Source organism: Streptomyces sp. NPDC051452 (genome assembly GCF_044454765.1).
Classification (GTDB): Bacteria; Actinomycetota; Actinomycetes; order Streptomycetales; family Streptomycetaceae; genus Streptomyces.
Map to the genome: position 1 here is coordinate 371,753 of NZ_JBITEB010000001.1, position 26,764 is coordinate 398,516.

General features: G+C 73.3%; 22 protein-coding genes. 10 read left to right on the top strand and 12 right to left on the bottom strand.

All coding sequences use genetic code 11. The annotated features are described in order from the left end of the window. Window positions 1–5: 5 nt before the first annotated feature. The 7 genes from ACIBA9_RS01650 to rhaI all read right to left on the bottom strand — a co-directional run bounded on the left by ACIBA9_RS01650 (window position 6) and on the right by rhaI (window position 8,939). Window positions 6–1,160, bottom strand: coding sequence for an ABC transporter ATP-binding protein (locus tag ACIBA9_RS01650; protein WP_399359351.1), 1,155 nt, complete (start codon window positions 1,158–1,160; stop codon window positions 6–8). A gap of 61 nt (window positions 1,161–1,221) precedes the next feature. Then, the gene (locus ACIBA9_RS01655) at window positions 1,222–1,863 is read right to left on the bottom strand and encodes a lactate utilization protein C (protein WP_399359352.1); all 642 of its coding nucleotides are present in this window, start codon (window positions 1,861–1,863) and stop codon (window positions 1,222–1,224) included. After that, window positions 1,860–3,338 (bottom strand): LutB/LldF family L-lactate oxidation iron-sulfur protein, encoded by a 1,479-nt coding sequence (locus ACIBA9_RS01660; protein ID WP_399359353.1) that lies wholly within the window; start codon window positions 3,336–3,338, stop codon window positions 1,860–1,862. Before ACIBA9_RS01660 ends, ACIBA9_RS01655 begins: the two co-directional genes overlap by 4 nt. Then, a complete protein-coding gene (locus ACIBA9_RS01665) occupies window positions 3,335–4,090 on the bottom strand; it encodes a (Fe-S)-binding protein (RefSeq protein ID WP_399359354.1) in 756 nt (251 codons plus the stop codon). The genes ACIBA9_RS01660 and ACIBA9_RS01665 overlap by 4 nt, the downstream gene beginning before the upstream one ends. 72 nt (window positions 4,091–4,162) lie before the next feature. After that, complete coding sequence (locus ACIBA9_RS01670) at window positions 4,163–5,551, bottom strand: rhamnulokinase family protein (RefSeq protein ID WP_399359989.1); 1,389 nt, start codon at window positions 5,549–5,551, stop codon at window positions 4,163–4,165. A 56-nt stretch (window positions 5,552–5,607) separates the two neighbouring features. Continuing rightward, window positions 5,608–7,647 carry a bifunctional aldolase/short-chain dehydrogenase gene (locus tag ACIBA9_RS01675; RefSeq protein ID WP_399359355.1) on the bottom strand — a complete coding sequence of 680 codons (2,040 nt, stop codon included), beginning with the start codon at window positions 7,645–7,647 and terminating at the stop codon, window positions 5,608–5,610. A 131-nt stretch (window positions 7,648–7,778) separates the two neighbouring features. Next, window positions 7,779–8,939 (bottom strand): L-rhamnose isomerase, encoded by a 1,161-nt coding sequence (gene rhaI, locus ACIBA9_RS01680; RefSeq protein WP_399359356.1) that lies wholly within the window; start codon window positions 8,937–8,939, stop codon window positions 7,779–7,781. A 290-nt stretch (window positions 8,940–9,229) separates the two neighbouring features. On the opposite strand from rhaI, the gene ACIBA9_RS01685 reads away from it, so the two are divergent. The 7 genes from ACIBA9_RS01685 to ACIBA9_RS01715 all read left to right on the top strand — a co-directional run bounded on the left by ACIBA9_RS01685 (window position 9,230) and on the right by ACIBA9_RS01715 (window position 17,811). Beyond that, complete coding sequence (locus ACIBA9_RS01685; RefSeq protein ID WP_399359357.1) at window positions 9,230–10,747, top strand: sugar ABC transporter ATP-binding protein; 1,518 nt, start codon at window positions 9,230–9,232, stop codon at window positions 10,745–10,747. A 304-nt stretch (window positions 10,748–11,051) separates the two neighbouring features. Continuing rightward, window positions 11,052–12,122: an ABC transporter permease gene (locus ACIBA9_RS01690; protein ID WP_399359358.1), complete on the top strand. Its 1,071-nt coding sequence runs from the start codon at window positions 11,052–11,054 to the stop codon at window positions 12,120–12,122. After that, complete coding sequence (locus tag ACIBA9_RS01695) at window positions 12,115–13,080, top strand: ABC transporter permease (protein ID WP_399359359.1); 966 nt, start codon at window positions 12,115–12,117, stop codon at window positions 13,078–13,080. Before ACIBA9_RS01690 ends, ACIBA9_RS01695 begins: the two co-directional genes overlap by 8 nt. A gap of 154 nt (window positions 13,081–13,234) precedes the next feature. Next, window positions 13,235–14,314 (top strand): rhamnose ABC transporter substrate-binding protein, encoded by a 1,080-nt coding sequence (gene rhaS / locus ACIBA9_RS01700; protein WP_399359360.1) that lies wholly within the window; start codon window positions 13,235–13,237, stop codon window positions 14,312–14,314. 138 nt (window positions 14,315–14,452) lie between these two features. Continuing rightward, entirely contained in the window at window positions 14,453–15,478 is a 1,026-nt protein-coding gene (locus tag ACIBA9_RS01705; RefSeq protein ID WP_362151417.1) for a LacI family DNA-binding transcriptional regulator, read from the top strand. Between the two features lie 98 nt (window positions 15,479–15,576). After that, window positions 15,577–16,878, top strand: coding sequence for an alpha/beta fold hydrolase (locus ACIBA9_RS01710; protein ID WP_399359362.1), 1,302 nt, complete (start codon window positions 15,577–15,579; stop codon window positions 16,876–16,878). Window positions 16,879–16,944: 66 nt separating this feature from the next. After that, window positions 16,945–17,811, top strand: coding sequence for a pentapeptide repeat-containing protein (locus ACIBA9_RS01715; protein ID WP_399359363.1), 867 nt, complete (start codon window positions 16,945–16,947; stop codon window positions 17,809–17,811). A gap of 96 nt (window positions 17,812–17,907) precedes the next feature. Here the strand turns inward: ACIBA9_RS01715 and ACIBA9_RS01720 are convergent, their stop codons facing one another. Further along, window positions 17,908–19,434: a cytochrome P450 gene (locus tag ACIBA9_RS01720; RefSeq protein WP_399359364.1), complete on the bottom strand. Its 1,527-nt coding sequence runs from the start codon at window positions 19,432–19,434 to the stop codon at window positions 17,908–17,910. Window positions 19,435–19,553: 119 nt separating this feature from the next. On the opposite strand from ACIBA9_RS01720, the gene ACIBA9_RS01725 reads away from it, so the two are divergent. Next, complete coding sequence (locus tag ACIBA9_RS01725; protein WP_399359365.1) at window positions 19,554–20,159, top strand: TetR/AcrR family transcriptional regulator; 606 nt, start codon at window positions 19,554–19,556, stop codon at window positions 20,157–20,159. 103 nt (window positions 20,160–20,262) lie between these two features. Further along, window positions 20,263–20,988 (top strand): DUF2470 domain-containing protein, encoded by a 726-nt coding sequence (locus tag ACIBA9_RS01730; RefSeq protein ID WP_399359366.1) that lies wholly within the window; start codon window positions 20,263–20,265, stop codon window positions 20,986–20,988. Here ACIBA9_RS01730 and ACIBA9_RS01735 read toward each other — a convergent pair. The 4 genes from ACIBA9_RS01735 to ACIBA9_RS01750 all read right to left on the bottom strand — a co-directional run bounded on the left by ACIBA9_RS01735 (window position 20,956) and on the right by ACIBA9_RS01750 (window position 25,393). Continuing rightward, entirely contained in the window at window positions 20,956–22,095 is a 1,140-nt protein-coding gene (locus ACIBA9_RS01735; protein ID WP_399359990.1) for a lactonase family protein, read from the bottom strand. The genes ACIBA9_RS01730 and ACIBA9_RS01735 overlap by 33 nt on opposite strands. Window positions 22,096–22,336: 241 nt before the next feature. Beyond that, the gene (locus ACIBA9_RS01740; protein ID WP_399359367.1) at window positions 22,337–23,431 is read right to left on the bottom strand and encodes a hypothetical protein; all 1,095 of its coding nucleotides are present in this window, start codon (window positions 23,429–23,431) and stop codon (window positions 22,337–22,339) included. Window positions 23,432–23,474: 43 nt separating this feature from the next. Beyond that, window positions 23,475–24,728, bottom strand: coding sequence for an aromatic acid exporter family protein (locus ACIBA9_RS01745; RefSeq protein ID WP_399359368.1), 1,254 nt, complete (start codon window positions 24,726–24,728; stop codon window positions 23,475–23,477). Between the two features lie 170 nt (window positions 24,729–24,898). Beyond that, window positions 24,899–25,393: an FBP domain-containing protein gene (locus tag ACIBA9_RS01750; RefSeq protein WP_399359369.1), complete on the bottom strand. Its 495-nt coding sequence runs from the start codon at window positions 25,391–25,393 to the stop codon at window positions 24,899–24,901. A 155-nt stretch (window positions 25,394–25,548) separates the two neighbouring features. Here ACIBA9_RS01750 and ACIBA9_RS01755 point away from each other — a divergent pair, with 155 nt between their 5' ends. Beyond that, entirely contained in the window at window positions 25,549–26,541 is a 993-nt protein-coding gene (locus tag ACIBA9_RS01755; RefSeq protein ID WP_399359370.1) for a DUF3626 domain-containing protein, read from the top strand. Window positions 26,542–26,764 lie beyond the last annotated feature (223 nt).

A 26,764-nucleotide genomic window follows, 5' to 3' on the forward strand; every position in this document is an offset into this window, starting at 1 on the left:
CCCTCTCAGGCGTCCGACACCGAGTCGAACGGCACCTGTGCCCGCGCTACGCCCCGCGCGTCCGCGTCCACCGAGCGGCGCAGCGCCTCGTGCAGCTTCGCCGGGGTGAGCACCCCGAGGAACCGCGCCCCGTCCAGCACCGCGACCCACCCGGCGTCGTACTGGAGCATCACCCCGAACGCCTGCTTCAGCGGCGCGCCCACCGGCACCCAGGCGGTCATCCGGTGGACGGCTTCCCCGACCGTGCCGTGCGGTGTCAGCTCGTCGATGCCGACCCAGCCGTGCAGGTCGCCCCGGGTGTCGAGGACGACCGCCCACCGGGAGCCCTCGGACCGCAGCCGCTGCGCGGCCCGGGCGGCGGGCTCGTCCAGCCGGGCCACCGGCGGCTGCTCCAGGTCGTCCGGCTCGATCGTGGTCACCGACAGCCGCTTCAGGCCCCGGTCGGCGCCCACGAATCCGGCGACGTACGGCGTGGCGGGCGACCCGAGCACCGCGCCGGGCGTGTCGAACTGCTCGATGCGGCCCTCGCCGTAGACGGCGATGCGGTCGCCGAGCCGCACCGCCTCCTCGATGTCGTGCGTGACCAGCAGCACCGTCTTGCGCACGGCGGCCTGCATCCGCAGGAACTCGTCCTGCAACTGCTCGCGCACCACCGGGTCGACCGCGCCGAACGGCTCGTCCATCAGCAGCACCGGTGGGTCCGCCGCCAGCGCCCGCGCCACCCCGACCCGCTGCCGCTGGCCGCCGGACAACTGCTCCGGATAGCGCCGCCCGTACGTCTTCGGGTCCAGGCCCACCAGATCGAGCAGCTCGGCCGCGCGGGCCCGCGCCTTCGACCGCTTCCAGCCGAGCAGCGCGGGCACGGTCGCGGTGTTGTCCAGGACGGTGCGGTGCGGGAAGAGGCCGACCTGCTGGATGACGTACCCGATGCGGCGGCGCAGCCGCACCGGGTCGACGGCCGCGATGTCCTCGCCGTCGACGAAGATTCGGCCCGAGGTCGGCTCGATCAGCCGGTTCACCATCATCATGGTCGTCGTCTTGCCGCAGCCCGAGGGCCCGACCAGGGTGACCAGCTCCCCTTCGCCCACGTCGAAGGAGAGGTCGTCCACGGCCGTCGTACCGCCCGGATACCGCTTGGTGACCTGCTCGAACCGGATCATTCCCTCACGCTACGGCGCGGTGCCGCGAGCGTCATCCGGCCGGGCCCGACTGGCGGACCCGTCAGCCGAGCAGGATCACTTCCAGCAGTCGTGGGCCGTGCACGCCCTCCACCCGGTCCAGCTCGATGTCGCTGGTGGCCGAGGGGCCGGAGATCCAGGTCAACGGTCTTGTGGGGTCGAGGCGTTCGAGGGCCTGGGGGACGGAGGAGACCACCTGGTCGGGCACCCGGACGACACAGATGTGATGGTCCGGGACGAGCGAGACGCGGCGCCGGCCCTGGTCGGGGGAGCCGTCCAGGACCAGGGTGCCGGTCTCGGCGATCGCCACGGCACACCCGGTGACCACGCTGTCCACCCGGTCCAGCCGGTGCGGTGTGTGCTCCGCCCGGTCCGCGACGCGTACAGCGTCGGTCGCGGCCGTCCACTTGGCCGGCAGTCCGGGTGGCACCAGCACCTCCCGGGAGCCGTGCTCGGCCAGCAGCCGCGTGACGAGCCCGGGCACCTCCGGCGCGGCGCAGCGGTGCACGATCGCCCGGTAGTCCGTCAGGTTCTCCGCCAGGAGCTCCACCGTCCGCTCGGTCGTCCGCTCCCCGTGCGTGCGCAGATAGTCCCGCGCCACGGCCGTCTCGTAGGGCGGGTCGTCCGGCGGCACGTCGGCCAGTGCCCGTCGCACCCGGCCCAGAATCCGTTCCCTGCCGCTCACTTGAGGCCTTCCTCTCCGCCGCGCGTGCGCTGCCACCAGTCCCGGAAGGGCTCCGCGGGTACGGCCGGCAGATCCCGGGTGCGGGACCACGCCCGGCCAGGCCCCGGCAGGGTACGGGGGTGCAGCCGGCGGGTGCGGGAGGCGAGGCGCTGGCCGGTGCGCAGGGCGCCGGGCCGGGCGAGGGCCCAGCGTGCCGCCCGCATGGCCGCCCGCTCGGCCGCGTGCCCCTTGGCGGGGCGCAGGACGACCCGGTTGCCGTCCCGCACCGCGGGCCCGCCCTGCACCACCCGCTCCCGCAGGTGCACCAGCACCTCGGGGATGTCGATGGCGACGGGACACACCTCGTAGCAGGCCCCGCACAGGGACGAGGCGTACGGCAGGGAGGCGTCGATCTCGCTCGCGGTGCCCCGCAGCTGGGGGCTGAGGATGGCGCCGATCGGGCCGGGATAGACCGAGCCGTAGGCGTGTCCGCCGGCCCGTTCGTAGACCGGGCAGACGTTCAGACAGGCCGAGCAGCGGATACAGCGCAGGGCCTGGCGGCCGACCTGGTCGGCGAGGGCGTCGGTGCGGCCGTTGTCCAGGAGCACCAGGTGGAAGGTGCTCGGGCCGTCCCCGTCCGTGGTGCCGGTCCACATGCTCGTGTACGGGTTCATCCGCTCGGCGGTGGAGGAGCGGGGCAGGGTCTGCAGGAAGACCTCCAGGTCCCGCCAGGTGGGCACGATCTTCTCGATGCCGACCACCGAGATCAGCGTCTCCGGCAGGGTCAGACACATCCGGCCGTTGCCCTCGGACTCCACGACGACGAGCGTGCCGGTCTCGGCGACCATGAAGTTGGCACCCGAGACGCCGACCCTGGCGCGCAGGAACTTCTCCCGCAGGTGCAGCCGGGCGGCCTCGGCGAGCTCGGCGGGGGTGTCGGTGAGCCCCTCGGGGGCCGGACGCCCCCACGCGCCCATCTCGCGCGCGAAGATCTCCCGGATCTCGCCGCGGTTGCGGTGGATGGCGGGGACGAGGATGTGCGAGGGCCGGTCCCGCCCCAACTGCACGATCAGTTCGGCCAGATCGGTCTCGTAGGCGCGGATGCCCTCCGCCTCCAGTGCCTCGTTCAGCCCGATCTCCTGCGTGGCCATCGACTTGACCTTGACGACCTCGCGCTCACCGGTCTCCTTGACCAGCCGGGCCACGATCCGGTTGGCCTCGTCGGCGTCCACGGCCCAGTGGACCGTGCCGCCCGCGGCGGTGACGGACTCCTCCAACCGCACCAGGTAACGGTCGAGATGGCGCAGCGTGTGGTCCTTGATCCGGCGCCCCGCCTCCCGCAGCTGCGCCCAGTCGGACAACTCGCCCACCGCCTTCGCGCGTTTGGCCCGGATGGTGTGCGTGGCGTGCCGCAGATTGCCGCGCAGGACCGGGTCGTGCACCGCCTCGTGGGCCGCCTGGGGAAAGGACGGCATACCGACGAACGTTCCGCTCATACCGCGGGTTCCTCCTCCGTGCTCGCCAGGATCTCCGCGATGTGGACCGGCCGCATCCCCGTGCGCAGCCGGCTCATCGTGCCGCCGATGTGCATCAGACAGGAGTTGTCGGCCGCGCACAGCACCTGCGCGCCGGTCGACTCGGCGTTGCGTACCTTGTCCGCGCCCATCGCCGCCGACACCTCGGCGTTCTTCAGGGCGAACGTGCCGCCGAACCCGCAGCACTCCTCGGCGCCGGGCAGCTCGACCAGCTCCATCCCCTTCACCGCCTCCAGCAGCCGCCGCGGCCGGTCCCCGAGCCCCAGTGAGCGCAGCCCGTGGCAGGTGGGGTGGTAGGTGACCGTGTGCGGGTACCAGGCGCCGACGTCCGTCACGCCCAGCACGTCCACCAGGAACTCGGTGAGTTCGTACGTCCTCGGGACCACCGGCGCCAGCGTGGCGGCGAGCGAGCCGCCGCGCCCCTCGGCCCGGGCCCGCTCGCCCAGCCGCGGATACAGCTCCCGGACCATCGCACCGCAGGACGCGGACGGGGTCACGATCGCCTCGTAGCCGCGGAAGACCTCGGCGAAGCGCCGGGCGAGCGGTTCCGCCTCGTGCCGGTAGCCGGTGTTGTAGTGGGCCTGACCGCAGCAGCCCTGGCCCGGCGGGAAGTCGACCTCGACGCCCAGTCTGGTCAGCAGGCTCACCACGGCACGGCCCGTCTGCGGATACAGCGTGTCGTTGACACAGGTCAGGAACAGGGCGACACGCATCGCGGCTCCTCGCTGTCGGTCGTCGGACGAGTGCAGGGTAATGGGCCGGGGCCACGGCAGGCAGGGCGCGGCTCAGCGTCCGGCGAGCCGCTCCTCGGCCGCCCGCCATCGGGCGCCGTCCCCGCGCGGCGTGTACCGGACCGCCGGCCGGCCGCGGGCGATCAGCCGCCGCGACGCGGCGAGGTCGCCGGCCAGGCCGTGCGCGCGGGCCTGGACGAGGACGTTGCCCATGGCCGCCGCCTCCGCCGGCCCCGCCATCACCGGCAGTCCGCAGGCGTCGGCCGTCAGCTGGCACAGCAGCGCGTTGCGGGCGCCGCCGCCGACCACGTGCACCACGTCCACCGGATGGTCGGCCAGCCGCCGGGCGTCCGCCACCGCCCGCCGGTGCGCGAGCGCCAGCGAGTCCAGGACGCACCGGGTGGTCTCGGCCCGGGTGGTCGGCACCGGCTGTCCCGACGCCCGGCACGCCCCGGCGATCCGCTCGGGCATCCGCCCCGGTGCCAGGAAGGCCCCGTCACCGGCGTCCACCACCGAGCGCAGCGCCGGCACGGCGGCGGCCTCGCGCAGCAGTGGCCCCAGTTCCGGTCCGCCCCAGTCGCGTAGGCATTCCTGGAGCAGCCACAGGCCCATGATGTTGCGCAGATAGCGGACGGTGCCGTCGAGGCCCAGTTCGTTGGTGAAGTTGGCGGCGCGGCTCTCCTCGGTGAGCACCGGCGCGGTCAGCTCCACGCCCGCCAGCGACCAGGTGCCGGTGCAGATGTAGGCGAAGCGCTCGCCGGTCGCGGGGACGGCGGCCACCGCGGAGGCCGTGTCGTGCGAGCCGACGGCGGTCACGCAGACGGGTCCGCCGAGGCCCGTCTCGGCCAGCACCTCCGCACGCAGCAGCCCCGCCGGATCGCCCGGCCGGCGCAGTGGCGCGAACAGGCCGAGGTCGATGCCCAGCCGCTCGGCGACCTCGCGGGACCAGGTCCGGGTCCGGGGGTCGATCAGCTGGGTGGTGGAGGCGTTGGTCAGCTCGGTGCCCTGCTCGCCGGTCAGCCAGTAGGACAGCAGGTCCGGAATGAGCAACAGCCGTATCGCCTGGCCGAACTGGGCGGTCGAACGGGCGGCCGCCAGCTGGTACAGGGTGTTGAACGGGGCGTACTGCACTCCGGTGGCCGCGTACAGCTCCGCGGCCGGCACGTTCGCCCACACTCGCTCGGCGACGCCGTCGGTGCGGGCGTCACGGTAGTGCACGGGGTTGCCGAGCAGGGCGCCGTCGGCGTCCAGCAGACCATGGTCGACGGCCCAGCCGTCGATGCCGACGGAGTCCACCGGGCCGGCCGCCCGCAAGCCGTCCAGCACCGCGCCGTAGAGCCCGAGGACGTCCCAGCGCAGCCCCTCCGGCACCCGCACCGGACGGTTGGGGAACCGGTGGACCTCGCGCAGCACCACCGAGTCCGCGCTCACCCGCCCGACCATCACGCGCCCGCTGGACGCCCCCAGATCGACCGCGGCGTACGACCGCGCGCCCGCGCTCACCGCAGGAACGCGGCCGCCACACCCGCGTCGACCGGGATGTGCAGCCCGGTGGTGTGGGTGAGGTCCCCGCCGGTGAGCGCGAACACCGCGTTCGCCACGTGCTCCGGCAGCACCTCCCGCTTGAGGAGCGTGCGCTGCGCGTAGAACTCGCCCAGTCTCTCCTCCGGCACCCCGTACACCGCGGCCCGCCGCGCACCCCAGCCGCCCGCGAAGATCCCCGAGCCCCGCACCACACCGTCCGGGTTGACACCGTTGACCCGGATGCCGTGCTCACCCAACTCGGCGGCGAGGAGGCGTACTTGGTGGGCCTGATCGGCCTTGGTGGCGGAGTAGGCGATGTTGTTCGGACCGGCGAAGACGGCGTTCTTGGAGGCGATGTAGACGATGTCGCCGCCCAGCCGTTGCGGGATCATCACCCGGGCCGCCTCCCGCGAGACGAGGAACGACCCGCGGGCCATGACCGCGTGCTGGAGGTCCCAGTCGTGCGCGGACGTCTCCAGCAGCGGCTTGGAGACGGAGATGCCGGCGTTGTTCACGACCAGGTCGACGCCGCCGAAGGCCAGCACCGCCGCCCGGAACGCGGCGGCGACCTGCGCCTCGCGCGTGACGTCCACCGTGACGGCGACGGCCGTGTCGGCCCCGCCCAGTTCCTCGGCGACGGCGGCGGCGCTGTCGCTGTCCACATCCGCTACGACGACACAGGCGCCCTCGGCCGCCAGCCGGTGCGCGATCGCCTTCCCGATCCCGCTGCCGGCCCCGGTGACGAGCGCGACCCGCGCGGCAAGCGGCCTGGGCCTCGGCAGGCGCCGGAGCTTGGCCTCCTCCAGTGCCCAGTACTCGATGCGGAACTTCTCCGCCTCCTCGATCGGCTCGTACCGGGAGACGGACTCGGCGCCCCGCATGACATGGACGGCGTTGACGTAGAACTCGCCGGCCACCCGGGCGGTCCGCTTGTCCTTGCCGAAGGAGAACATGCCCACGCCCGGGACCAGTACGATCGCCGGATCGGCGCCGCGCATGGCGGGGGAGTCGGGCCGGGCGTGCCGACGGTAGTAGGCGGCGTACTCCTCGCGGTAGAGGGTGTGCAGTTCCGTGAGCCGGGCGACCGCGTCCTCCAGGGGGGCGGTCGGCGGCAGGTCGAGCACCAGGGGCCGTATCTTCGTGCGCAGGAAGTGGTCGGGGCAGGAGGTGCCGAGGGCGGCGAGCCGAGGATGTCCGGCCCGGGCCAGGAAGTCCAGGACGACGTCGCGGTCGTCGAAGTGCCCGACCTGCGCCCTGTCCCGGGAGGCCAGGGCGCGCACGTGCGGCGCGAGGGCGGCGGCCCGCTCCCGGCGGTCGGCCTCGGGCAGCGCCTCGTAGCCCGGGACCACGGGTCCGAAGGGTTCCGGCCCGCCCCGGTCCGCGAGGAACGCCTCGGCGGTGCGGATGATGTGAAGCGAGTTGCGCTCGCACTCCTCGGAGGTGGCGCCCCAGGCGGTGATCCCGTGGCCGCCGAGGACACATCCGACGGCCAGCGGACTGGACTCCTTGATCGCGGCGATGTCCAGTCCCAGCTGGAAACCGGGCCGCCGCCACGGCACCCACACCACCGTGTCCCCGAAGCACTCGGCCGTCAGCCTCTCCCCGTCGGCGGCACACGCGAGGGCGATGCCGGAGTCGGGGTGCAGATGGTCCACGTGCGGGGCGTCCACCAGCCCGTGCATCGCGGTGTCGATGGAGGGCGCGGCCCCGCCCGCGCCGTGCAGGCAGTAGTCGAACGCGGCCACCATCTCGTCCTCGCGGTCGACGCCCGGGTAACCGTCGGCCAGGGCGCGCAGCCGGTCCAGCCGCAGCACGGCCAGGCCGTCCTCGGTCAGCGTGCCGAGATCGCCACCGGATCCCTTGACCCACAGCAGTTCGACGTCCGCGCCGGTGACGGGATCGGTGGCGAGGCCCTTGGCGGAGGCGTTCCCGCCGGCGTAGTTGGTGTTGCGCGGATCGGAGCCGAGCCGTCGGGAGCGGGCGAGCAGGGCGGCGGCCTCGGGGTGGGTGGTCACGCGGACGGCTCCTCGGGGAGGGGACGGGGGCGGAAGGGGGCGTGCGGGCGAGGCGCCGGGTGGATCCGCCTGGTGGGCGCGGCGGGCCACGGGCGGGCCGCCACCCGACGACGGGACGGGTCCGCGGCCGCTCACGCCCCCCACCCCGCCTGCTCCCCGCCGATCCGCTCGGCGGCGATCCGCTCGGCCCACCCGGACCGGGCGTACGCGGCCATCGGGTCGGGATCGAGCCCCGACTCCTCGCGCACCTGTGCCAGGAGCCCGCGCACATCGGTGTTGTACGCGTCCATCAACACGGCGTTGGCGCCCAGCACGTCACCGCGCAGCTGGGCCGAGGACAGTGCCGCCACGTCCACCGACAGCGCCTTCGCCGTCGCCTCCTGGACGTTCATCACGGAGCGGATGATCGCCGGGATCCTGGCCTCGATGTTGTGGCACTGGTCGAGCATGAAGGCGACGCCGGAGGCGAACCCCCCGCCGCGCACCACCTCGTACAGGATCCGGAAGAGCTGGAAGGGGTCGGCCGCCCCCGCCATCAGGTCGTCGTCCGCGTAGAACCGCGAGTTGAGGTCGAAGCCGCCGAGCCGTCGCTCGCGCAGCAGCGTCGCCACGATGAACTCGATGTTGGTTCCCGGTGCGTGGTGCCCGGTGTCGACCACGACCTGTGCCCTCGGCCCCAGTTTGAGGCAGTGCGCGTAGGCGGTGCCCCAGTCCGGCACGTCCGTCGTGTAGAACGCCGGTTCGAAGAGCTTGTACTCCAGCAGCATCCGCTGGCCGTCCCCGAGCCGTGCGTACACCTCGGCGAGGCCCTCCGCCAGCCGGTCCTGCCGTGCCCGTACATCGTCCTGGCCGGGGTAGTTGGTGCCGTCGGCGAACCACAGCTTCAGATCCGAGGAGCCCGTCGCGTCCATGATGTCGACGCACTCCAGCAGATGATCGAGGGCCTTGCGCCGGACCGCCGCGTCCGGATGGCAGATGCTGCCGAGCCGGTAGTCGTCGTCCTGGAAGGTGTTGGAGTTGATCGTGCCCAGTGACAGGCCGCGCTCTCGGGCGTACGCGGCGAGCGCCGCGTAGTCGTCGACCCGGTCCCAGGGGATGTGCAGGGCGACACTCGGGGCGGCACCGGTGAACTCGTGCACCTTGGCGGCGTCCTGCAGCTTCTCCCACGGGGAGCGTGGCACACCGGCCTGCGCGAAGACCTTGAAACGGGTCCCCGAGTTGCCGTACGCCCACGACGGCGTCTCGACGGCCTGGGTCTTGAGCGCGGCCTTCACCGCGGCGGGGTCGGTCACGTCAGGGCTCCTGTGGTGTCGACCGGAACGGGAAGCGCATGAAACGATTCAAGAACGCAAGCTAGGAGTCGCCGCAGAGGGTGTCAAGCGCTCCGACCGGACCGCTGCACCGCAACTCCCCAGTTTCCTTGGGCTGTCATACGCCCCCGAGAGTCACCGGAACCTTTTCGCCCCGGACTCATTGACGCGAGGTGGCGCCGGTGTCTACGGTCCCGGCAATCCACTTGAAACCTTTCACGACGCCGTGACGGTCCGATCGCCGTTACGTCGGTGTCGTCGAGGAGTCCGAAATGACCCACCCGCCTGACACGGGACCGGCTCCGGTGCTGGCGCTCGAGGGTGTCTCCAAGTCCTTCGGCGCCGTACGCGCCCTGCGGGACGTCTCCCTGGAGTTGCTGCCCGGCGAGGCGCACGCCCTTGCCGGTGAGAACGGCGCGGGCAAGTCGACGCTGATCAAGATCCTCGCGGGGGTGCACCGGCCGGACACCGGCGAGGTCCTGCTGGACGGGGAGCCCGTCGTCTTCCACGGTCCCGGCGACGCCCGCGACGCCGGGATCGCCGTCATCCACCAGGAACCCACGCTCTTCCCGGACCTGTCGATCGCCGAGAACGTCTTCATGGGCCGCCGGCCCAGGCGATCCCTCGGCCGGATCGACCACAGGGCGGTGCGCGCGGCCACGGCAGCCCTGCTCACCCGGCTCGGGGTCGGCCTCGACCCGGACCGGCCCGCCCGGGGACTGTCCATCGCCGACCAGCAGATCGTCGAGATCGCCAAGGCCCTCTCGTTCGACGCCCGCGTCCTGGTCATGGACGAGCCGACGGCCGCCCTGACCGGCGGTGAGGTCGCCCGGCTCTTCGGCGTCGTGCGCACCCTGCGCGAACAGGGCGCCGCCGTCCTGTTCGTCTCGCACCGGCTGGAGGAGATGTTCCGGATCTGTCAGAAGGTCACCACCCTGCGGGACGGCGTCCGGATCGCCGCCGAGTCGCTGGACGGCATGAGCGAGGACGACCTGGTGCGCCGGATGGTCGGCCGCGAGCTGGGCCTCATGTACCCAAAGTACGAGGTGACGCCCGGTCAAACCATGCTTGCGGTAAGGCGGTTGACCCGCGAGGGCGTCTTCACGGACGTCTCCTTCGAGGTACGGCGCGGCGAGATCGTCGCCCTCGCGGGCCTGGTCGGCGCCGGCCGGACCGAGGTGGCCCGCACGGTGTTCGGCGTCGACCGCCGGGACGCGGGCGAGGTCGAGGTCGACGGGCGCCCGCTGGTGGCCGGGGCGCCGTCCGCCGCGATGGCCGCCGGGCTGGCCCTCGTCCCCGAGGACCGGCGCGCCCAGGGCCTGGTGATGGGCATGTCCATCGAACGGAACATCGGCCTGACCGGACTGCGTACGACCGCGCGTGCCGGTCTGATGGACCGGGGCGCCGAACGCAGCCGCTCCCTGGACTGGGCCGTCAGGCTCCAGGTGAAGTACGCCCGGATCGCGGACGCCGTGGCCACGCTGTCCGGCGGCAACCAGCAGAAGGTCGTCCTCGCCAAGTGGCTGGCCACCGACCCGAAGGTGCTGATCGTGGACGAGCCGACACGCGGCATCGACGTCGGTACCAAGGCCGAGGTGCACCGGCTGCTGTCCCGGCTCGCCGCCGACGGCGTGGCGGTGCTGATGATCTCGTCCGACCTGCCCGAGGTCCTCGGCATGGCCGACCGTGTCCTCGTCATGCACGAGGGCCGGATCACCGCCGAGATCCCCCGCTCCGAAGCCACCGAGGAGACCGTGATGGCCGCAGCCACCGGGAGGGCCGCCGTATGACTACCGCGAGTCGGGCTGGATGTGCCGGTCCGGGAGCGACGGCGGGGGCGCTCGGCGGCGGTGGCGCCGAACGAGGGTGGCGCGAGGCGGTCCGGTGGCGCGAAGGGTGGCATACGGCGGCGGGTGTGGGGGGTGGACACCGCGGTGCGGAGTCGTCGGGAGGGCCGCCCGGCGTGGGCCGTACCGGGCGTCGGCCGCCCGAGGGTGCCGGATGGCGGGATGGCCGCCGGGGTGCAGCCGCGGCGAGGGCCGGGGTCAGGCGCGTCGCCGTCGGTGTCGTCGCCGTCACCGGGGGGTCCCTCGGATGAGCACGGCCGTTCCTGACGAGACGTCCGCCGTCGAGGCACCGGGGTCCGGTGGGACCCGGCTGGTGGACCGTGTCCTCGCGATGCGTGAACTCGCCATCCTGGTCGTCTTCCTGGTGATGATCGCCGTCACACAGGCGGCCAACAGCCGGTTCCTGTCCGTGCAGGGCGTCAAGGACCTGCTGCTCAACGCCACGATCCTGGTGCTCGTCGCCACCGGCCAGTCCCTGGTGGTGATCACGAGGAACGTCGACCTGTCGGTCGGCTCCACGCTCGGCATCAGCGCCTTCGCGGCCGGGACCTGGCTGCACGGCGGTGGTGACCCGGTCGTCGCGGTCCTCCTCGCGGTCCTGCTCGGTGTCGGCACCGGCCTGCTCAACGGCCTGCTGGTCAGCCTCGGCCAGGTGCCCGCGCTGGTCGTCACGCTCGGCACCCTGTACATCATCCGGGGCGCCGACTCCGTGTGGGTCGGCTCGCGGCAGATCACGGCGGCCGACCTCCCGGGCGGCTTCGTCGACTTCGGCTCCGGCGGCCTGTCCGCCGTCCCCTGGCTCGCCCTGATCGCCCTCGCCGTGCCTGCCGCCACCGCCTACTACCTCAAACACTACGGCGGCGGACGGGAGTTGTACGCCCTCGGCTCCGACCCGGAGGCGGCACGGCTCGCCGGCATCCCCGTCCGCAGACGGCTGCTGGCCGCCTACACCTGCTGCGGCGGCCTCGCCGGACTCGCCGGCGCCCTCTACCTGGCCCGGTTCGGGAACGTCGACTCCGGCACCGGCACCGGTTACGAACTCACCGTCGTCAGCGCGGTGGTGGTCGGCGGCGTCGCCTTCACCGGCGGCTCCGGCAGCGTCTACGGTGCCGCCCTGGGCGCCCTGCTGCTCACCTCCGTCAACAGCGTGCTGCCCGCCCTCGGCGTCAGCTCGGTATGGGTGCTCGCCATCGACGGAGTCCTGCTGCTGCTCGCCATCGCGGTCGACCGGATCGTGGCGCTGCGCGTGTCCGCCGCCCTGAGGAAGAAGGCCGCCCTGAGGAGGACCACCATGGCGAAGGAGAAGGCCGGTGCCTGAACCGCTCACCCGCGCGATCCGCTGGGACACCGTGGTCGGCGCGCTCCTGATCGCCTTGCTGCTCGTGTCGTCCGGCGGCGTGGACGGCTTCGGCAACGCGCTCAACCTGTCGTTCCTGCTGGGCAACACGCTTCCCATCGCGCTGATCGCCCTGCCGATGACCCTGCTGGTCGTCTCCGGCGAGATCGACCTGTCGGTGGCGTCCACGGCCGGGCTGTCCGGGGCGGTACTGGGCCGCCTGTGGAACGCGGGCATGGCCATCGAGACGATCATCCCGCTGTGCCTGCTGCTGGGCGCCGTCTGCGGGCTGGTCAACGGGCTGCTCGTCACCAGGCTCGGGCTGCCGTCGCTCGCCGTCACCATCGGTACCCTCGCCGCCTACCGGGGCATCGCGCAGATCGTGCTCGGCGCGGACACGGTGACCGACTTCCCCGCCCGCTACCTGGACTTCGCGGCCGGCCGTCTCGGCGGTTCCTTCCTGCCCCGGGCCTTCCCGCTCTTCCTGGCCCTGCTCGCCGTCGCGGTGGTGGTCCTGCACGCGACCCCGTTCGGCCGGTCCCTGTTCGCGATCGGGGCGAGCGAGGAGGCGGCACGGTTCGCCGGTATCCGGGTGAAGCGGACCAGGCTGGTCCTCTTCGTCGCCACCGGCTTCATGTCCGCGCTGACCGGTCTGTTCTGGGCGCTGCACTACGCCAGCGCCCGCTACGACAACGCCACCGGCCTCGAACTGTCCGTCGTGGCGGCCGTGTTGCTGGGCGGGGTCGACTTCGACGGGGGCAGGGGGACGCTGGGCGGCGCGATCGCCGGGGTGTTCCTGCTGGGAGCGCTGCAGAACGTGATGAGCCTGCTGAACGTCTCGGCGCAGTCGCAGATCGTCGTCACGGGCGTGCTGCTCGTCGTCTCCGTGCTCGGCCCCCGGGCCGCCCGGCAGATCCGGATGGCGCGGCGCTTCACCTGAACGCCGTGGGCAGGCGGCGGTGAACCGCCGTTCACCGTCGCCGTCCGTGGCCGCCCGCGCGGCTCCCCGCGCGTCCAAGGGGGGCACGCCCCCACTCTCACCGTCGCCCTTCCCGCCTCGCCGCCAACCTCCCTCCTCGCGAAGGAAGCCCGCCATGCCCAAGCGCCCGCTCCGCCATGCCTGCGCCGCCCTCCTCGCCGTCACCTCCCTCGCCCTCACCGCGACCGGCTGCGGCGGCACCACCAAGAACGACGTCGAGCACGACGGCGGATCGGCCGCCACCGCAGGCAAGGCCGATCCGGGCGCCGCCACCAAGAAGGGGCTGACCGTCGGCTTCCTGCCCAAGCAGGTCAACAACCCGTACTTCACCAGCGCCGACCAGGGCGGCCGCAAGGCCTTGGCCCGACTCGGCTCGCACTACGAGGAAGCGGGCCCGAGCAGCGCCACCGACACCGCCGGGCAGGTGAGTTACGTCAACACGCTCACCCAGCAGCAGGTGGACGCCATCGCCGTGTCCGCGCAGGACCCGGGCGCCCTGTGCACCGCGCTGAAGCAGGCCATGCGCAACGGCATCAAGGTCGTCACCTACGACTCCGACACCGACCCCGGCTGCCGCAACGCCTTCGTCTCGCAGGCGGGCGCCGAGGACCTGGGCCGTACCGAAGTGCGGCTGCTGGCACGGCAGATCGGCTACAAGGGCGAGATCGCGATCCTCTCCGCCGCGCAGACCGCGACGAACCAGAACACCTGGATCGGCTACATGAAGGACGAGCTGAAGGACCCCAGGTACAAGAACGTCAGGCTCGTCAAGATCGCCTACGGCAACGACGACGCCCAGCAGTCCTTCCAGCAGACCCAGGGCCTGTTGCAGGAGTACCCGAACCTGAAGGGGATCGTCTCCCCGACCACCGTCGGGGTCAAGGCGGCCGCCCAGTACCTCTCGGGCTCCAAGTACAAGGGCAAGGTCAAGCTGACCGGCCTCGGCACCCCCGACGACATGCGCAAGTACGTCAAGAACGGCACCGTGGACGCCTTCGAGCTGTGGGACCCGGCAAGGCTCGGCGACCTCGCCGCGCGCACCGCCGTGGCCCTCTCCTCCGGCCAGATCACCGGCCGGCGGGGCGAGAGGTTCAAGGCCGGCGCGAAGACGTACACCCTCGGCGCGAACGGCGTGATCGTCCTGGGCGCCCCGACCGTGTTCGACGCCGGGAACATCGACCGGTTCCACTTCTGAGCGCACCCGGCCACCGGACGCGTCCACCCCGCCTGACCACGTACGTTCCCCACCCGGCCGGCCCGTTCCGGGCGGCGGTGCCGGTAATGTGAAGGCCCGCCCGCCGTCCCCCGTCCCCCCCTGGAGGTCCGAAGCCCGATGGCCCAGTCGGTGGGTATCAAGGACGTCGCCCGCGTCGCCGGAGTGTCGGTGGGAACGGTGTCCAACGTCATCAACCGCCCGGACACCGTCGCGAGCGAGACCCGCGCCCGGGTGCTCTCCGCGATCGACCGGCTCGGCTACGTCCGCAGCGAGTCCGCGCGTCAGCTGCGCGCGGGGCGCAGCAGGATCATGGGCCTGCTCGTGCTGGACATGGGCAACCCCTTCTTCGTGGACGTGGCGCGCGGCGCCGAGCGGGCGGCCCGGGAGGCGGGGCTCGGTGTGATGGTCTGCAACAGCGCGCAGAACGCGGCCGAGGAGGCCGAGTACCTGTCCCTCTTCGCCGAGCAGCGCGTGCGCGGCGTGCTGCTCACCCCGGCCGACGCCACCGGCCGCAACATCGAGGCGTTCCGCCGGCACGGCATCCCGTTCGTGCTCGTCGACCGGGTCGCCGAGGGCACCACCGAGTGCTCGGTCTCCGTGGACGACGTGACGGGCGGGGCGCTCGCCGTGCGCCACCTGGTGGACGCCGGGCACCGCTCGCTCGCCTATGTCAGCGGCCCGCCCGGACTCAACCAGGTCCGTGACCGCCGCACCGGCGCGCTGAACGCCCTCGCCGAGGCCGGCCTCGGTCAGGACGCGCTACGCGAACTGCCCACCGAACGCCTCGACGTGGCCGCGGGGCGGGACGCGGGCGCCCGGCTGCTGGGCCTCGCCGACCGGCCCACCGCCGTCTTCTGCGCCAACGACCTGCTCGCCCTCGGCGTCCTCCAGGCCATGTACGCGGCCGGCGTCACCGTGCCGGACGACCTCGCGATCGTGGGCTACGACGACATCGAGTTCGCCGCCGCGGCCGCCGTACCGCTGACGTCCGTACGGCAGCCCGCCGTCGCCCTGGGCGCGCTGGCCGCCGGACTGCTGCTGGAGGAGACCGAGCAGGGCGACGGCGCGCGGACGCACGAGCACCGCCGTGTGGTGCTCCAGCCGGAACTGGTCGTGCGCCGCTCCAGCCTCGCCGCCCGCTGACCGGAAGTTCAGTAACAATCCATGATCCCGGGGGTCGGTCCGCGCCCGGCGATGTGCTGAACTGGGACGCGTCCCACCCATCCGTCCCGGGAGCCCCGTTGAGCCTCAGCTACCGCCAGCCCGGCGTCGTCCTCACCGACCACCGCTTCACCGTGCCCCTCGACCACACCGCCCCCGGCGGCGAGACCATCGAGCTGTACGCCCGTGAGGCGGTCGCGAGCGACAAGGCGGGCCAGGACCTGCCCTGGCTGCTGTATCTGCAGGGCGGACCGGGCTTCGGGGCGAATCGTTTCATCGGACGTCAGGCCTGGCTGGACCGGGCTCTGCGGGACTATCGCGTGCTTCTGCTGGACCAGCGCGGCACCGGCAGCTCCACGCCCGCCACCCGCCAGACGCTCCCGCTGCGCGGCGGGCACGCCGAGCAGGCCGACTACCTCGCCCACTTCCGGGCCGACTCCATCGTCCGCGACTGCGAGGCCATCCGCCCGCAGGTCACCGGCGGCGCCCCCTGGACGGTGCTCGGGCAGAGTTTCGGCGGCTTCTGTACGGTGTCCTACCTCTCGCTCGCCCCCGAGGGCCTGGCCACCGCCCTGATCACCGGCGGGCTGCCGTCCCTGCACGCCCACGCCGACGACGTCTACCGCGCCGCCTACCCGCGTATCGAGCGCAAGGTCGCCGCGCACTACGCCCGTTACCCGCAGGACGTGGAGCGGGCCCGCCGGATCGCCGATCACCTCCTCACCCACGACGTGGTCCTGCCCGGCGGATACCGCTTCACGGTGGAGGCGTTCCAGTCCCTCGGCCTGATGCTCGGCGCGAGCGACGGCAGCCACCGCCTGCACCACCTCCTGGAGGACGCCTTCGTGCGCACTCCGGGCGGCCTCGACCTCTCCGACGCCTTCCAGGAGCAGGCCCAGGCCCTGCTGTCGTACGCCGCCCACCCCCTCTACGCGGTCGTCCACGAGGCGATCTACGGCCAGGACGCCCGCCCCACCGCGTGGGCGGCCGAACGCGTGCGCGCGGAGTTCCCGCAGTTCGACGCGGCGAAGGCGCTCGCCGGCGACGCCCCCGTGCTCTTCACCGGTGAGACGGTCCACCCCTGGATGTTCGACACCGATCCGGCCCTGCGTCCGCTGCGCGAGACGGCCGGACTGCTCGCCGAGCGCACCGACTGGCGCCCGCTGTACGACCCCGCCCGCCTCGCCGCCAACGAGGTCCCGGTCGCCGCGGCCGTCTACCACGACGACATGTACGTCGACGCCACCCACTCGCTGGAGACCGCCCGCGCGATCCACGGCCTGCGCACCTGGGTCACCGACGAGTTCGAGCACGACGGCCTGCGCGCGGGCGCGCCCCGGGTGCTGGACCGGCTGCTGGCCCTCACCCGGGACGAGGCCTGATCCGACGGTACGCCCGGCCAAAGGCGTCGAACGGAGCGGCCCGCGCGGGTCGGTAGGCTGAACGCCATGCCGGATCAGATTGCCGACCCCTCCGACCTGCGGGGCGACTGCGCCCAGTGCTTCGGGCTGTGCTGTGTGGCCCTGCCCTTCGCCCGCTCCACCGACTTCGCGATGGACAAGCCCGCGGGCAAGCCGTGCGCCAACCTCCGGGACGACCACCGCTGCGGCATCCACACCCGGCTGCGCGAGAAGGGTTTCACCGGCTGCACGGTCTACGACTGCTTCGGCGCCGGCCAGAAGGTCTCGCAGATCACGTTCGGCGGCCAGGACTGGCGCACCGGGCCCGAGGAGCGGGCGCGGCGGATGTTCGACGTGTTCCCGGTCGTACGACAGCTGCACGAACTGCTCTGGTACCTGACCGAGGCGCTCGGCCTGCCCGCCGCCCGGCCCGTCCACGCCGATCTGCGGCGGGCGCTGGAGCACACCGAGCGGCTCACCCGGCAGACCCCCGAGGAACTGGCCGCGCTGGACGTGGCCGCTCACCGGCAGGAGGTCAACGTTCTCCTGCTGCGAACCAGCGAACTGGCACGCGCCGGTGCCGGTGCCGGTGCCGGGAAGAGGGGCAGGAGGGGCAACAGAAGCGGCGGGAAGGACCGCCGGGGCGCGGATCTCATCGGTGCCCGGCTCAGGGGCGCCGACCTGCGGGGTGCGAGTCTGCGCGGCGCCTGTCTCATCGCCGCCGACCTCACCGGCGCCGACCTGCGCGAGGCCGACCTGATCGGCGCCGACCTGAGGGACACGGACCTGACCGACGCCGATCTCACCGGCGCGTTCTTCCTCACCCAGCCCCAACTCGACGCGGCCCGCGGCAGCGTCGGCACCAGACTGCCCGAGTCGGTCGGCCGTCCGGCGCACTGGACGGCCGGCCGCTGACCCGGGCGCGCCGCGGGTCGCGTCGATGCCCGTGGCCTAGCCGTGGGTGGCCCGGTGTGGTGTGGGGGAGTGGCCGCCGGTGGTCGGCGGCCCGGGTCAGTCGGCCGTGGGGTGCGCCGGGCAGCGGGCCGTCGATCCGGGTGCGTTGCGGGTCGCGTCGAGGGCCGTGGGCTCGCCGTGGGCGGGGCGGGGGTTCAGATGGAGGCGTAGGCCGTCGGGCATCAGGGTCAGGCGCTCGGTGACGGTCAGCCGGTAGCCGGGGTCGGGGCGCAGGTCGTAGCGGCGCAGCAGCAGGCCGAGGACCAGGGTCGCCTCGTGCAGCGCGAACTGGCGGCCGATGCAGGCCCGTACCCCCGTGCCGAACGGTTTGAAGGTGTGCGGCGGCCGGGACCGTATCGCCGCGGGGTCGAACCGGTCCGGGTCGAACCGCTCGGCGTCCTCGCCCCACACGTCGGGGTCCCGGTGCAGCATCGGCGTCAGCACCAGCGCCCACGCGCCGCGCCGCATCGGATGCTCACCGGCCAGCACGGTGTCCTGCCGGGCCTCCCGGGCGAAGGCCGGCGCGGTCGGCCACAGGCGCAGCGACTCGTCGAGCACCCGGCGGACATGGCGCAGCTTGGCGACCTGGTCGTAGCCGGGCCGCGGGGTGGTGCCCCAGACGCGGTCCACCTCGGCACGCGCCCGGGCGGCGATCTCCGGATGCCGGGCGAGGTAGTACAGGGCGAAGGAGAGCGCGCCGGACGTGGTCTCGTGGCCCGCCACCAGGAACGTGATCACCTGCTTGCGGACGTTCTCCGCCGACAGCCGCTCACCGGTGCGCGGATGGGCCGTCTCCAGCATGCGGTCCAGCAGGTCCCCGCCGCCGCTGCCGCCGGACCGGCGCCGGGCGGCCACCAGGTCGTCGACCGTGTGGTTGAGACAGGCCATGTCGGCCGCGTTGCGCCGGGCGGCGGAGCGCAGCAGCAGCGGGGCGAGCGGCCCGGGCACGCTGTTGAGCCGCTGGGCGTAGGTGAGGGTGCCGACCATCGCCGTGACGAAGGGGTGCGGCCGTTCCCGCTCGAAGGAGCCGAAGTCGTGTCCGAAGCCGGTGCGCGCGATCGTCTCCAGGGTCAGCTTGGTCATGTCGCCCGGTACGTCCACCGCGCGTCCGGCCGCGGCCTGCCGGTCCCAGTGGCCCGTCAGCCGATCGGCGACCGCCAGCATCATCGCGTGGTAGCCCTCCATGGCGTCCCGGCTGAACCCGGGCGCCAGGACGTCGTGCGCCAGCTGCCAGTTCGGTTCGTCGTTGTAGGCGGTGAACAGGCCGTCCCCGGCGACGGGCCGCAGGTTCGCCACCCCCAGCCCGACGTGCTTGGCGAACCGGGACTCGTCCGCGAGGTCCGCGACCAGCGGTGCCCCCCACACGAACACGAACTCCTTGCCGAACGCCCGGCGCCGGAAGACCGGGCCCAACTCGCGCCCGAGGCGCACGGAGTCCTGCACCGGCCGGCGCCGGTCGACCCCGAGCACATCGCCCAGCAGGGGCACCCGGCGCGGCGGATGGGGGATGCGGTGCAGCTCGGGCCAGCCCTGCTCGGCGCTCCTGAAGCCCCTCGGCAGCCCGGTCCGCGTCGTCTCCGCCATGACGATCTCCCTTGATCCAGCGGACCCTTGCACGTGTGACGCCCACGTGTTGTATGCGAGTTCAATAGCGGCTTCCAGTGTGATCCGGCTGTTGAACCGACGTCAAGTAAAGTGTCGTCATGCCCGCGAACCAGGGGGAGCCCGCCCGGCGCAGACTCAGTACCGGGGAGCGCCGTGAGCAGCTGCTGTCGGTCGGCGCGAGGCTGTTCTCGGAGAGCCCGTACGACGACGTGTGGATCGAGCGGGTCGCCGAGATCGCCGGGGTCTCCCGCGGCCTGCTGTACCACTACTTCCCGACCAAGCGGGACTTCTTCGCTGCGGTCGTGGAGCGTGAGAGCGACCGGATGCTGCGCATGACCGCGGCCGTGCCCGGGGCGCCGGTGCGCGAGCAGCTCACCGCCGGCCTCGACACCTACCTCGGTTATGTGCGGGCCCATGCTCATGGCTTCCGTGCCTTCCATCGTGCCGACGCGGCCGGCGACCAGGCCGTGCGCCGCGTCTACCAGCGTGCGCTGGACTCCCAGGAGCGGCAGATCCTGGCGGCGCTCGCGGCCGACCCGGAGTTCGGGCCGGACGTCGTGGGTGCCCCGCGGGTGCGCCTGGCCGTGCGCGGCTGGCTCGCCTTCACCACCGCCGTGTGCCTGGAGTGGCTGCGCGAGGGCGAGTCGACCCGCGAAGAGGTGCGCGATCTGTGTGCGCGTGCCCTGCTGGGCGTCATCGGCTGACGTCCCCACCCGCCGAAACCGCCCGGTCGTGTGACGCGGGCCTGGTTGGCGTGCGCCCCGGACTCCGATAAGTTAGGCAAGGCTTACCTAAGGAGGTCTGGGGATGGGTGACACACAGGACTGGACGGCCGCACCCGGCGCGGCGGAACGGGCGCGCTCGGTGCTGGACACCGCGTGGTCGTGCGCGGTGACGGCGGACGGCGTACGCGAGGAGTACGTCGGCGCGCACACCGTCACCGACGACGGCGAGGTGCGGCTGACGGTGCCCGACGACAGTGCCCTGATCGCCGCGGCCATCTGCGCACCGCGCCAGGAGCCCTCCGCCGTCCTGGAGTTCGCCGACGTGGCACCCGTCCCGGTGCCAGGCCGCGTCCGGGCCCGGCTCTGGCTCGCCGGCTGGTTCGCCCCGACCCACGGCACCCTGCTCTTGCGGCCCACCCGGGTCGTACTGCGGCAGGCCGGCGGGGCCGTGGTCGTCGGGCTCGACGAGTTCGCCGCCGCCCGCCCGGATCCGCTCGCCGGAGCCGAGGCGCGGCTGCTCACCCACCTCGCCGCCGCCCACCCGGACGCCGTCGAGCGGCTCACCCGGCTGGTGCGCCCGGAGAGACTGCACGCCGCCACCCGGGTGACCCCGCTCGCGGTCGACCGGCACGGACTGACCCTGCGTATCGAACGCGGCCGCGCCCACGGCGACGTACGGCTGCCGTTCCACGCGCCGGCCGACGACGTCACCCAGCTCACCGAGCGCATGCGCGTCCTGCTGGCGCAGGCCGGCGCCGCCTCCTGCCCGCGCGCGCTACAGCGGCAGCGCGCAGACGGCGACGGGTGAGGCGAACGGCTCGCCGGCCGGGCGGAGCCCTCCGTCGCCGGCGTCGACGTGGAAGACGCTGACGGTCCCGGAGCGCTGGTTCGCCGCGAACAGCAGCCGTCCGTCGGGCGAGAACGCGATCTGCCGGGGGAAGTCCCCGCCCACCGGCACCGTGCCGAGCAGCCGCAGCCGGGCGCCGTCGTCCTCGACGGCGTACCGCGCCAGGCTGTTGTGGCCCCGGTTGGCCAGGAACGCGTACGCGCCGTTCGCCGTCACCAGGAACTGCGCCGGGTAGTTGGTGCCGCCCTGTGAGCCCGTCGGTTGCGGCTCCCCGATCTTCAGACGGCCCGTCCCGGGGTCGTAGCCGCAGACGGTGACGGTGTCGTCCACCTCGTTGGCCAGGTACGCGTACCGGCCGCCCGGATGGAAGGTCAGATGGCGCGGTCCCGCGCCGGGCCGGGCGGCCGCCCGCGCCACCTCCGTGAGCGTGCCCTCGCTCTGGTCGAGGCGGTAGGTGTAGACGGTGTCGGTGCCGAGGTCGACGGCGAGGACGTGATCGCCGCCGGGGCCGGTGAGGAACTGGTGGGCGTGCGGACCGTCCTGCCCCGGACCGGGCGCCGGCGAGGAATGCGTGACCAGGGCGGTGCGCTCGCCCAGGGCGCCCGAGGCGTCGATCGGGTGCACGGCGACACTGCCCGATCCGTAGTTGGCGCTGAGCAGCCAGCGCCCGCCGGGGTGCACCGAGAGATGGCAGGGGCCGGCGCCGCCCGTGCTCCGGGTGCCGAGGATCCGCCGGTCCGCCAGGCGTACCGCCGTCACCCCGCCGTCCTGCCGCTCGTCGACCGCGTACAGCGTCCGGCCGTCCGGGTGCACGGCGAGGTAGGACGGGTCGGGGACGCCGGTGAGCGTGCCCGACCCGGTGATCCGGCCCGTCGCCGGGTCGTATCCGGCCAGCCCGATGCCGGACCCGCCGCCGTCGGCGGAGGTGTAGGTGCCCACGTACAGCGGGCGTGGTCCGGACGGCTTCCGGGGCGGTGCGGCGGCTCGCGGCTCGCCCCGCACGGCAGGGGTGCCGGCCGGCGGGGCCGCGGGGGAGGGCACTGCCACGACGGCCGCCGTACCCGCCACGGCGCCGACGAACCGGCGCCTGCTCCAGCCTGCCCCGGGCCCCTCGCTCCGCCCCGTCGGGGGGAAGCGCCGGCGCGCCGTCCGTGCTCGCGTGTCCATGCCGCATCCCAGGGTCGTTGCTCGCCCGCTCGTGGCCGTCCCGTCCGTGACCGTCCCGCTCGTGATTCTCACCTTGTTCCGTGAACACCGCCGAGGGCAAGCCCGGCAGCACGCCCCGCCTGCGGCGCGACCGGTGACGGTCCTACCACTCCCCGTCCTCCACAGGCTTGCCCGGCGTGTCCTTCAACGAGTGCACCTGCCCGGCCGACGGCGCCTGCCAGGGGTCCAGGTCGGCCCCGAGCCAGTCGCCGACGGGCTTGACCGTCCGCAGGGTGTCCGTGGGGGCGAGGTCCTCGGCGTCCGCGTCGTAGTAGTCGTACCAGGGGAGTCCCGCCCGGGTGTACGCCGCCCGGTCCACCGGGGACGGCGGGGGCTCCTCGCCGGTGATGCGCCGCCACTCGGGGGGTGTCACCAGGTGGACGAAGACCCGGCCGGCGGGCTCCTCGGACCAGTCGGTGAGCGGCCGGTCGTCCGCGTAGACCTCCTGCCGCATCGAGCCGCCGACGCCCAGACCCATGGCCGCGGCGCGCCGGCGGGGGGCCGCCCCCGGGGCCGCGGGAGGGGGCGCCGCGCCGGCAGCGGCCGGCATCACCGGCGGGCCGCCGCCCGGGGCGGGCGCCGCCATCGGCTGCGCCGCGCCGAACCCGCCGACCGCCCCGGCCGACAGGGTCCTGCGCCGCACCCGTTCCCGCTCCCGCTCGCGGCGCCGCCACTCGGCGAGGACGGGATCCCGCAGCGGGAACGAGCGAAGCTGCACCCCGCCCCACACCTCCTCGCCCGTGACCTGTCCCTCCACGGTCGCGCCGAGACCCAGCGGTACGGCGACGAACTGGCGGACCGTGCCCCGGCCGGAGTTGATGCCGTCCAGCCACGGCTGGCGGGGCAGCACCACGTAGTTCTGCGGCCCCCGCGCGAGGTGATCGCGCCACGGCTCACCGGACACCGCGCACACCTTGCCCACCCCCACCTGCAACGCGGCGGGCTCCGTCGTGCCGGCGAAGCTCAGCCACATCGCCTCGCGGAGATACACCGGCAGCATCACGCCACCGCGGGCCCGCCACTGTGCGGGGACCGTGTCGGCGTGATCGGCGACCCGGCGGACCGGGAACTCGCCCAGCCCCGGCGGCAGCGGATGCGTGCCCTCCTCGGGCAGTCGCAGCGTGCGCACGAAACGCACCGCCGCTCCGCCCGGCAGCCGCAGGGTGTTCCCGTCGATCCGTACTCCCGCGCCGGCCATCGACCGCCCCCTCGCCTCGCGTGCCGACCGTCGCGGCACCCTCTCACCCAGAACGTTCGCCGAGCCCCGTCCGGTTCCGCCACAGCTCCTCCTGGATGCCGAGGCGCTCGCGCACCCGGGTCATCCGCGGCAGCTTCGCCCGCTGCTCCCTGGACACCCGGTCCAGCTCCTCCAGCAGGCGGCGGGTGCGGTGCTCGGTGTTGAGCTCGTCGATGATCCGGGTGGTCTCGGTCAGCACCGCGCCCATCAGCTGCCAGTTCGCCCAGTCCTTGGCGATCTCCTCCTGGAGCAGCTCGGCCAGCCGGTCCCGGGTGCCGGCCGCCGTGTGCAGCTCGGCCGTGAGCCGGGCCTCGGCCGACTCGGCGTTCTCGCTCAGATCGGTGGTCACGAGGACGGCGAAGCTGACCACCGCGTCGGCGATCTCCGACAGCAGTTGCTCCACGGCCGCGCCCGCCTTTCCCGGGAACAGTTCCTCCGAGCCGCGGGCCTTCGCCAGGTCCGTGAACGAGCGGGCCAGCACGCGCAGGACCACCGTGCAGATCTCCAGTGTGTCCAGCCCCGTGCGCAGCACGACCCGGTGCAGCAGGCCCTCCTTGACCCGCGGGTTGAGCCGCAGGCTGTCCTCCGCCTGCCGTAGCGCCGCGTCCACCTGGATGATGTCGTGGTCCAGGCGGCGCGCCTCGTGCAGCCGCTCGGCCGCCTGCTGCCAGGGGATTCGGCCGGCGGCCTCCTCGCCCATCCGCAGCATCAGCTGCCGTACCCGGCGCGCCAGGTCCTCGATCGACCGGCCCGCCTGGTCCACCCACACCGGCGGCGGGAGCAGCAGATTGCAGGCGGTACCGACGACCGCGCCGATCAGTGTCTCCACGATCCGTGCCCATGCCGTGAACCCGACGGTGGTCACCCCGAGCACCAGCATGGCGCTGATCGCCACCTCGGCCACGTACTCGTCGACCCGCACCAGATGGCCCACGGCCAGCGCGGCCACGATGAGCAGGGCGAGACTCCACCAGGTCAGCCCCACCAGCACGCTGAAGGCGATGGCGACCAGTACGCCCGCCACCACCGAGTTCACCCGGCGGATGCCGTTGGTGAGCGTGGCGAAGAAGGTCACCTGGACGACCAGGAGAGCGGTCAGGGGCGCGGTGAGGGGAGCCGGTTCGGGACTGAGGCGCAGGGCGATGACATAGGCGATGGTCGCCGCCGTGGCGGATCGCAGCGTCTGGACGACCACCGGCTCCCGCCGGCGTGCCACCAGGCGCCGCAGTCCCGAGCTCCACTTTCGTACGTCGTGCATCCTTTGGCCTGTTCCCGCTCACGGCAGGCGTCGAACGTGGTCGTTCGGGGGCTGTTTTCGTTCGCAAGTGACCGAATGGGGGTCGGGAACTGGACAGCTCGCGCGGACGGCCGCCTCGCCGTGGCAGTACTCGTCCCGCGAGGCGCGCTGGCTCGGCGGCGGCCGCCGCCTCAGACGTAGAGCTTGTCGACGAACGCGGACAGGTTGGCCCTGGTGCGCGCGATCTGCTCCTCAAGGGTCAGGCTCTCCTCGAACCGGGTGCCGGACTCCAGCGCCTTCCGGCCGCGCACGTACAGGGAACACGCCAGGTCGGTGCACATGTAGAGGCCGACCGAATTGCCCTCACGGCCCGCCGTCCCGGACTTGCGCGCGGTCATCAGGGAGACCCCGCCGCCGGGATGGGTGGTCAGGCACACCGAACACATGCTGCGGTGCAGAAAGCCGCGCCGGGAGGCCGGGAAGCGCAGAGTGACGCCGACGAGACCGCCCTCCCGCTCGGTGACCAGATAACTGCGGTCGGGCGCACCGGGATCTCGCCAGCCCAGGAAGTCCAGGTCGTCCCACGGGCGCTCCGTGAGATCGTGCGGGACCATCAGCCGTTTGGCCTCTCCCTTGGAGCAGTTCACAAACGAGTTGCGGATGTCCTGCTCGGTGAGGGATCTCATGGGGGAGTCCTTTCGGATGCGCCGGCCGCACCGGGTGCGGACGCGCCGCGGGTACCGGTCGGCCGGGGGCGGCGCTGCGGGTAATTCGGTGTACGAGCGGAACCTAGAGGCTCTAGGTTCGTGGCTAGCGTAGATAGCCAGGGGGAGAGTGGCCAATGGATTTCGGTAACGGGTCGTCCCAGTCGTCGTCCTCGCTTGCTCGCGCGGCGCTGGAGCATGTTGCGATCGGCGTGACCGGTCCGCCGCTCGATCCGGACCTGCGCATCACGCTCAGCTTCCACCCCGACCGGGTGTCCGGCGCCCTGACCGTCCTTGAGTCCCTGGCCCGGGACGGCGCGTACCACTCACAGTTCGTCACGGGCACCGGCAACGGCGGCCTCACCGCGCACCCGGGCGGAGACCGGACCCGCTGGGAGAGCCGCATCTTCGGCGGGTCGTACGACGACGCGGAGCCCGAGGAGCGCCCGCTGTACGGCGCCCTGAACTTCCGGCACCAGGTGGTCGGCGCGGCCCCGCGCTTCGGATCCTCCCATCTGCGGCTGACCGGGGCGGTCCTGGGCCGGGCCACCTTCTGCTACCCGGACAGCGCCGCCGAGCCCACCGACTTCGGCGTGGCCGCCGCCATGCCCCTGATCGCGCTCGCCGAGGCGGACCGGCGGGACGCCCTGGACGACTACATCGAGAGCCATGTGCACGCCGGTGTGCGGCTCGACCGGGACGTGGAGGCGCTCGTGCTGGACGCGAGCTACCGGAACACCGCCGTCGAGGAGGCGGCCCGGCGCCTGCCCTTTCCGGTCGAATGGCACCCCGGCTACCGGCTCACCGTCACCGAGTTGCGCCGCCACGCCCACTACCGGGGCTCCCGGTACGCCGACCTTGGCGCCCTCGTCGCCGAGCGGGGTCTGCTGACCCCGCGCGTCCTCGGCGACGCCGTCCGCACCGGCCGCCACGCCGCGCAGGACCTGAAGATGGTCTGGCACACGCTGGCCCGCTTCGGCGCCCCGCGGGGAGCGGGCACGGCATGCGCCGACGCCGACGCGGACCGTTTCCCGTCGGGACGGGGTGTGGGGCGTCGCTCGGCCGCCGCGTCCGGCGGGTGCGCCCGCCCCGGCGGCCTCGGGGTCCCGGCCTTCTCGCCGGGCGGCTGAGGGACCCTTCGGGGTTCCGGTGACCTCGCCGCGCCATCCCGGACGGCCGGCCTGCTTCGGCGCCCCGCGGGGAGCGGGCACGGCGTGCGCCGATGCGGGCGCGGACCGTTTCCCGGCCGGACCGGGGGTGGGGCGTCGCTCGGTCGCGCGTCCGGCGGGGGTGCCCGCCCCGGCGGCCTCGGGGCCCCGGCCTTCTCGCCGGGCGGCTGAGAGCCCGTTCAGG

Bases quoted from the DNA above. Each gene is read 5' to 3' on its own strand.
- ACIBA9_RS01650 (WP_399359351.1), bottom strand. From the start codon at position 1,160: ATGATCCGGTTCGAGCAGGTCACCAAGCGGTATCCGGGCGGTACGACG.
- ACIBA9_RS01660 (WP_399359353.1), bottom strand. From the start codon at position 3,338: ATGAGCGGAACGTTCGTCGGTATGCCGTCCTTTCCCCAGGCGGCCCAC.
- ACIBA9_RS01665 (WP_399359354.1), bottom strand. From the start codon at position 4,090: ATGCGTGTCGCCCTGTTCCTGACCTGTGTCAACGACACGCTGTATCCG.
- ACIBA9_RS01670 (WP_399359989.1), bottom strand. From the start codon at position 5,551: ATGGTCGGGCGGGTGAGCGCGGACTCGGTGGTGCTGCGCGAGGTCCAC.
- ACIBA9_RS01685 (WP_399359357.1), top strand. From the start codon at position 9,230: ATGACCCACCCGCCTGACACGGGACCGGCTCCGGTGCTGGCGCTCGAG.
- ACIBA9_RS01690 (WP_399359358.1), top strand. From the start codon at position 11,052: ATGAGCACGGCCGTTCCTGACGAGACGTCCGCCGTCGAGGCACCGGGG.
- rhaS (WP_399359360.1), top strand. From the start codon at position 13,235: ATGCCCAAGCGCCCGCTCCGCCATGCCTGCGCCGCCCTCCTCGCCGTC.
- ACIBA9_RS01705 (WP_362151417.1), top strand. From the start codon at position 14,453: ATGGCCCAGTCGGTGGGTATCAAGGACGTCGCCCGCGTCGCCGGAGTG.
- ACIBA9_RS01715 (WP_399359363.1), top strand. From the start codon at position 16,945: ATGCCGGATCAGATTGCCGACCCCTCCGACCTGCGGGGCGACTGCGCC.
- ACIBA9_RS01720 (WP_399359364.1), bottom strand. From the start codon at position 19,434: ATGGCGGAGACGACGCGGACCGGGCTGCCGAGGGGCTTCAGGAGCGCC.
- ACIBA9_RS01725 (WP_399359365.1), top strand. From the start codon at position 19,554: ATGCCCGCGAACCAGGGGGAGCCCGCCCGGCGCAGACTCAGTACCGGG.
- ACIBA9_RS01730 (WP_399359366.1), top strand. From the start codon at position 20,263: ATGGGTGACACACAGGACTGGACGGCCGCACCCGGCGCGGCGGAACGG.
- ACIBA9_RS01740 (WP_399359367.1), bottom strand. From the start codon at position 23,431: ATGGCCGGCGCGGGAGTACGGATCGACGGGAACACCCTGCGGCTGCCG.
- ACIBA9_RS01745 (WP_399359368.1), bottom strand. From the start codon at position 24,728: ATGCACGACGTACGAAAGTGGAGCTCGGGACTGCGGCGCCTGGTGGCA.
- ACIBA9_RS01750 (WP_399359369.1), bottom strand. From the start codon at position 25,393: ATGAGATCCCTCACCGAGCAGGACATCCGCAACTCGTTTGTGAACTGC.
- ACIBA9_RS01755 (WP_399359370.1), top strand. From the start codon at position 25,549: ATGGATTTCGGTAACGGGTCGTCCCAGTCGTCGTCCTCGCTTGCTCGC.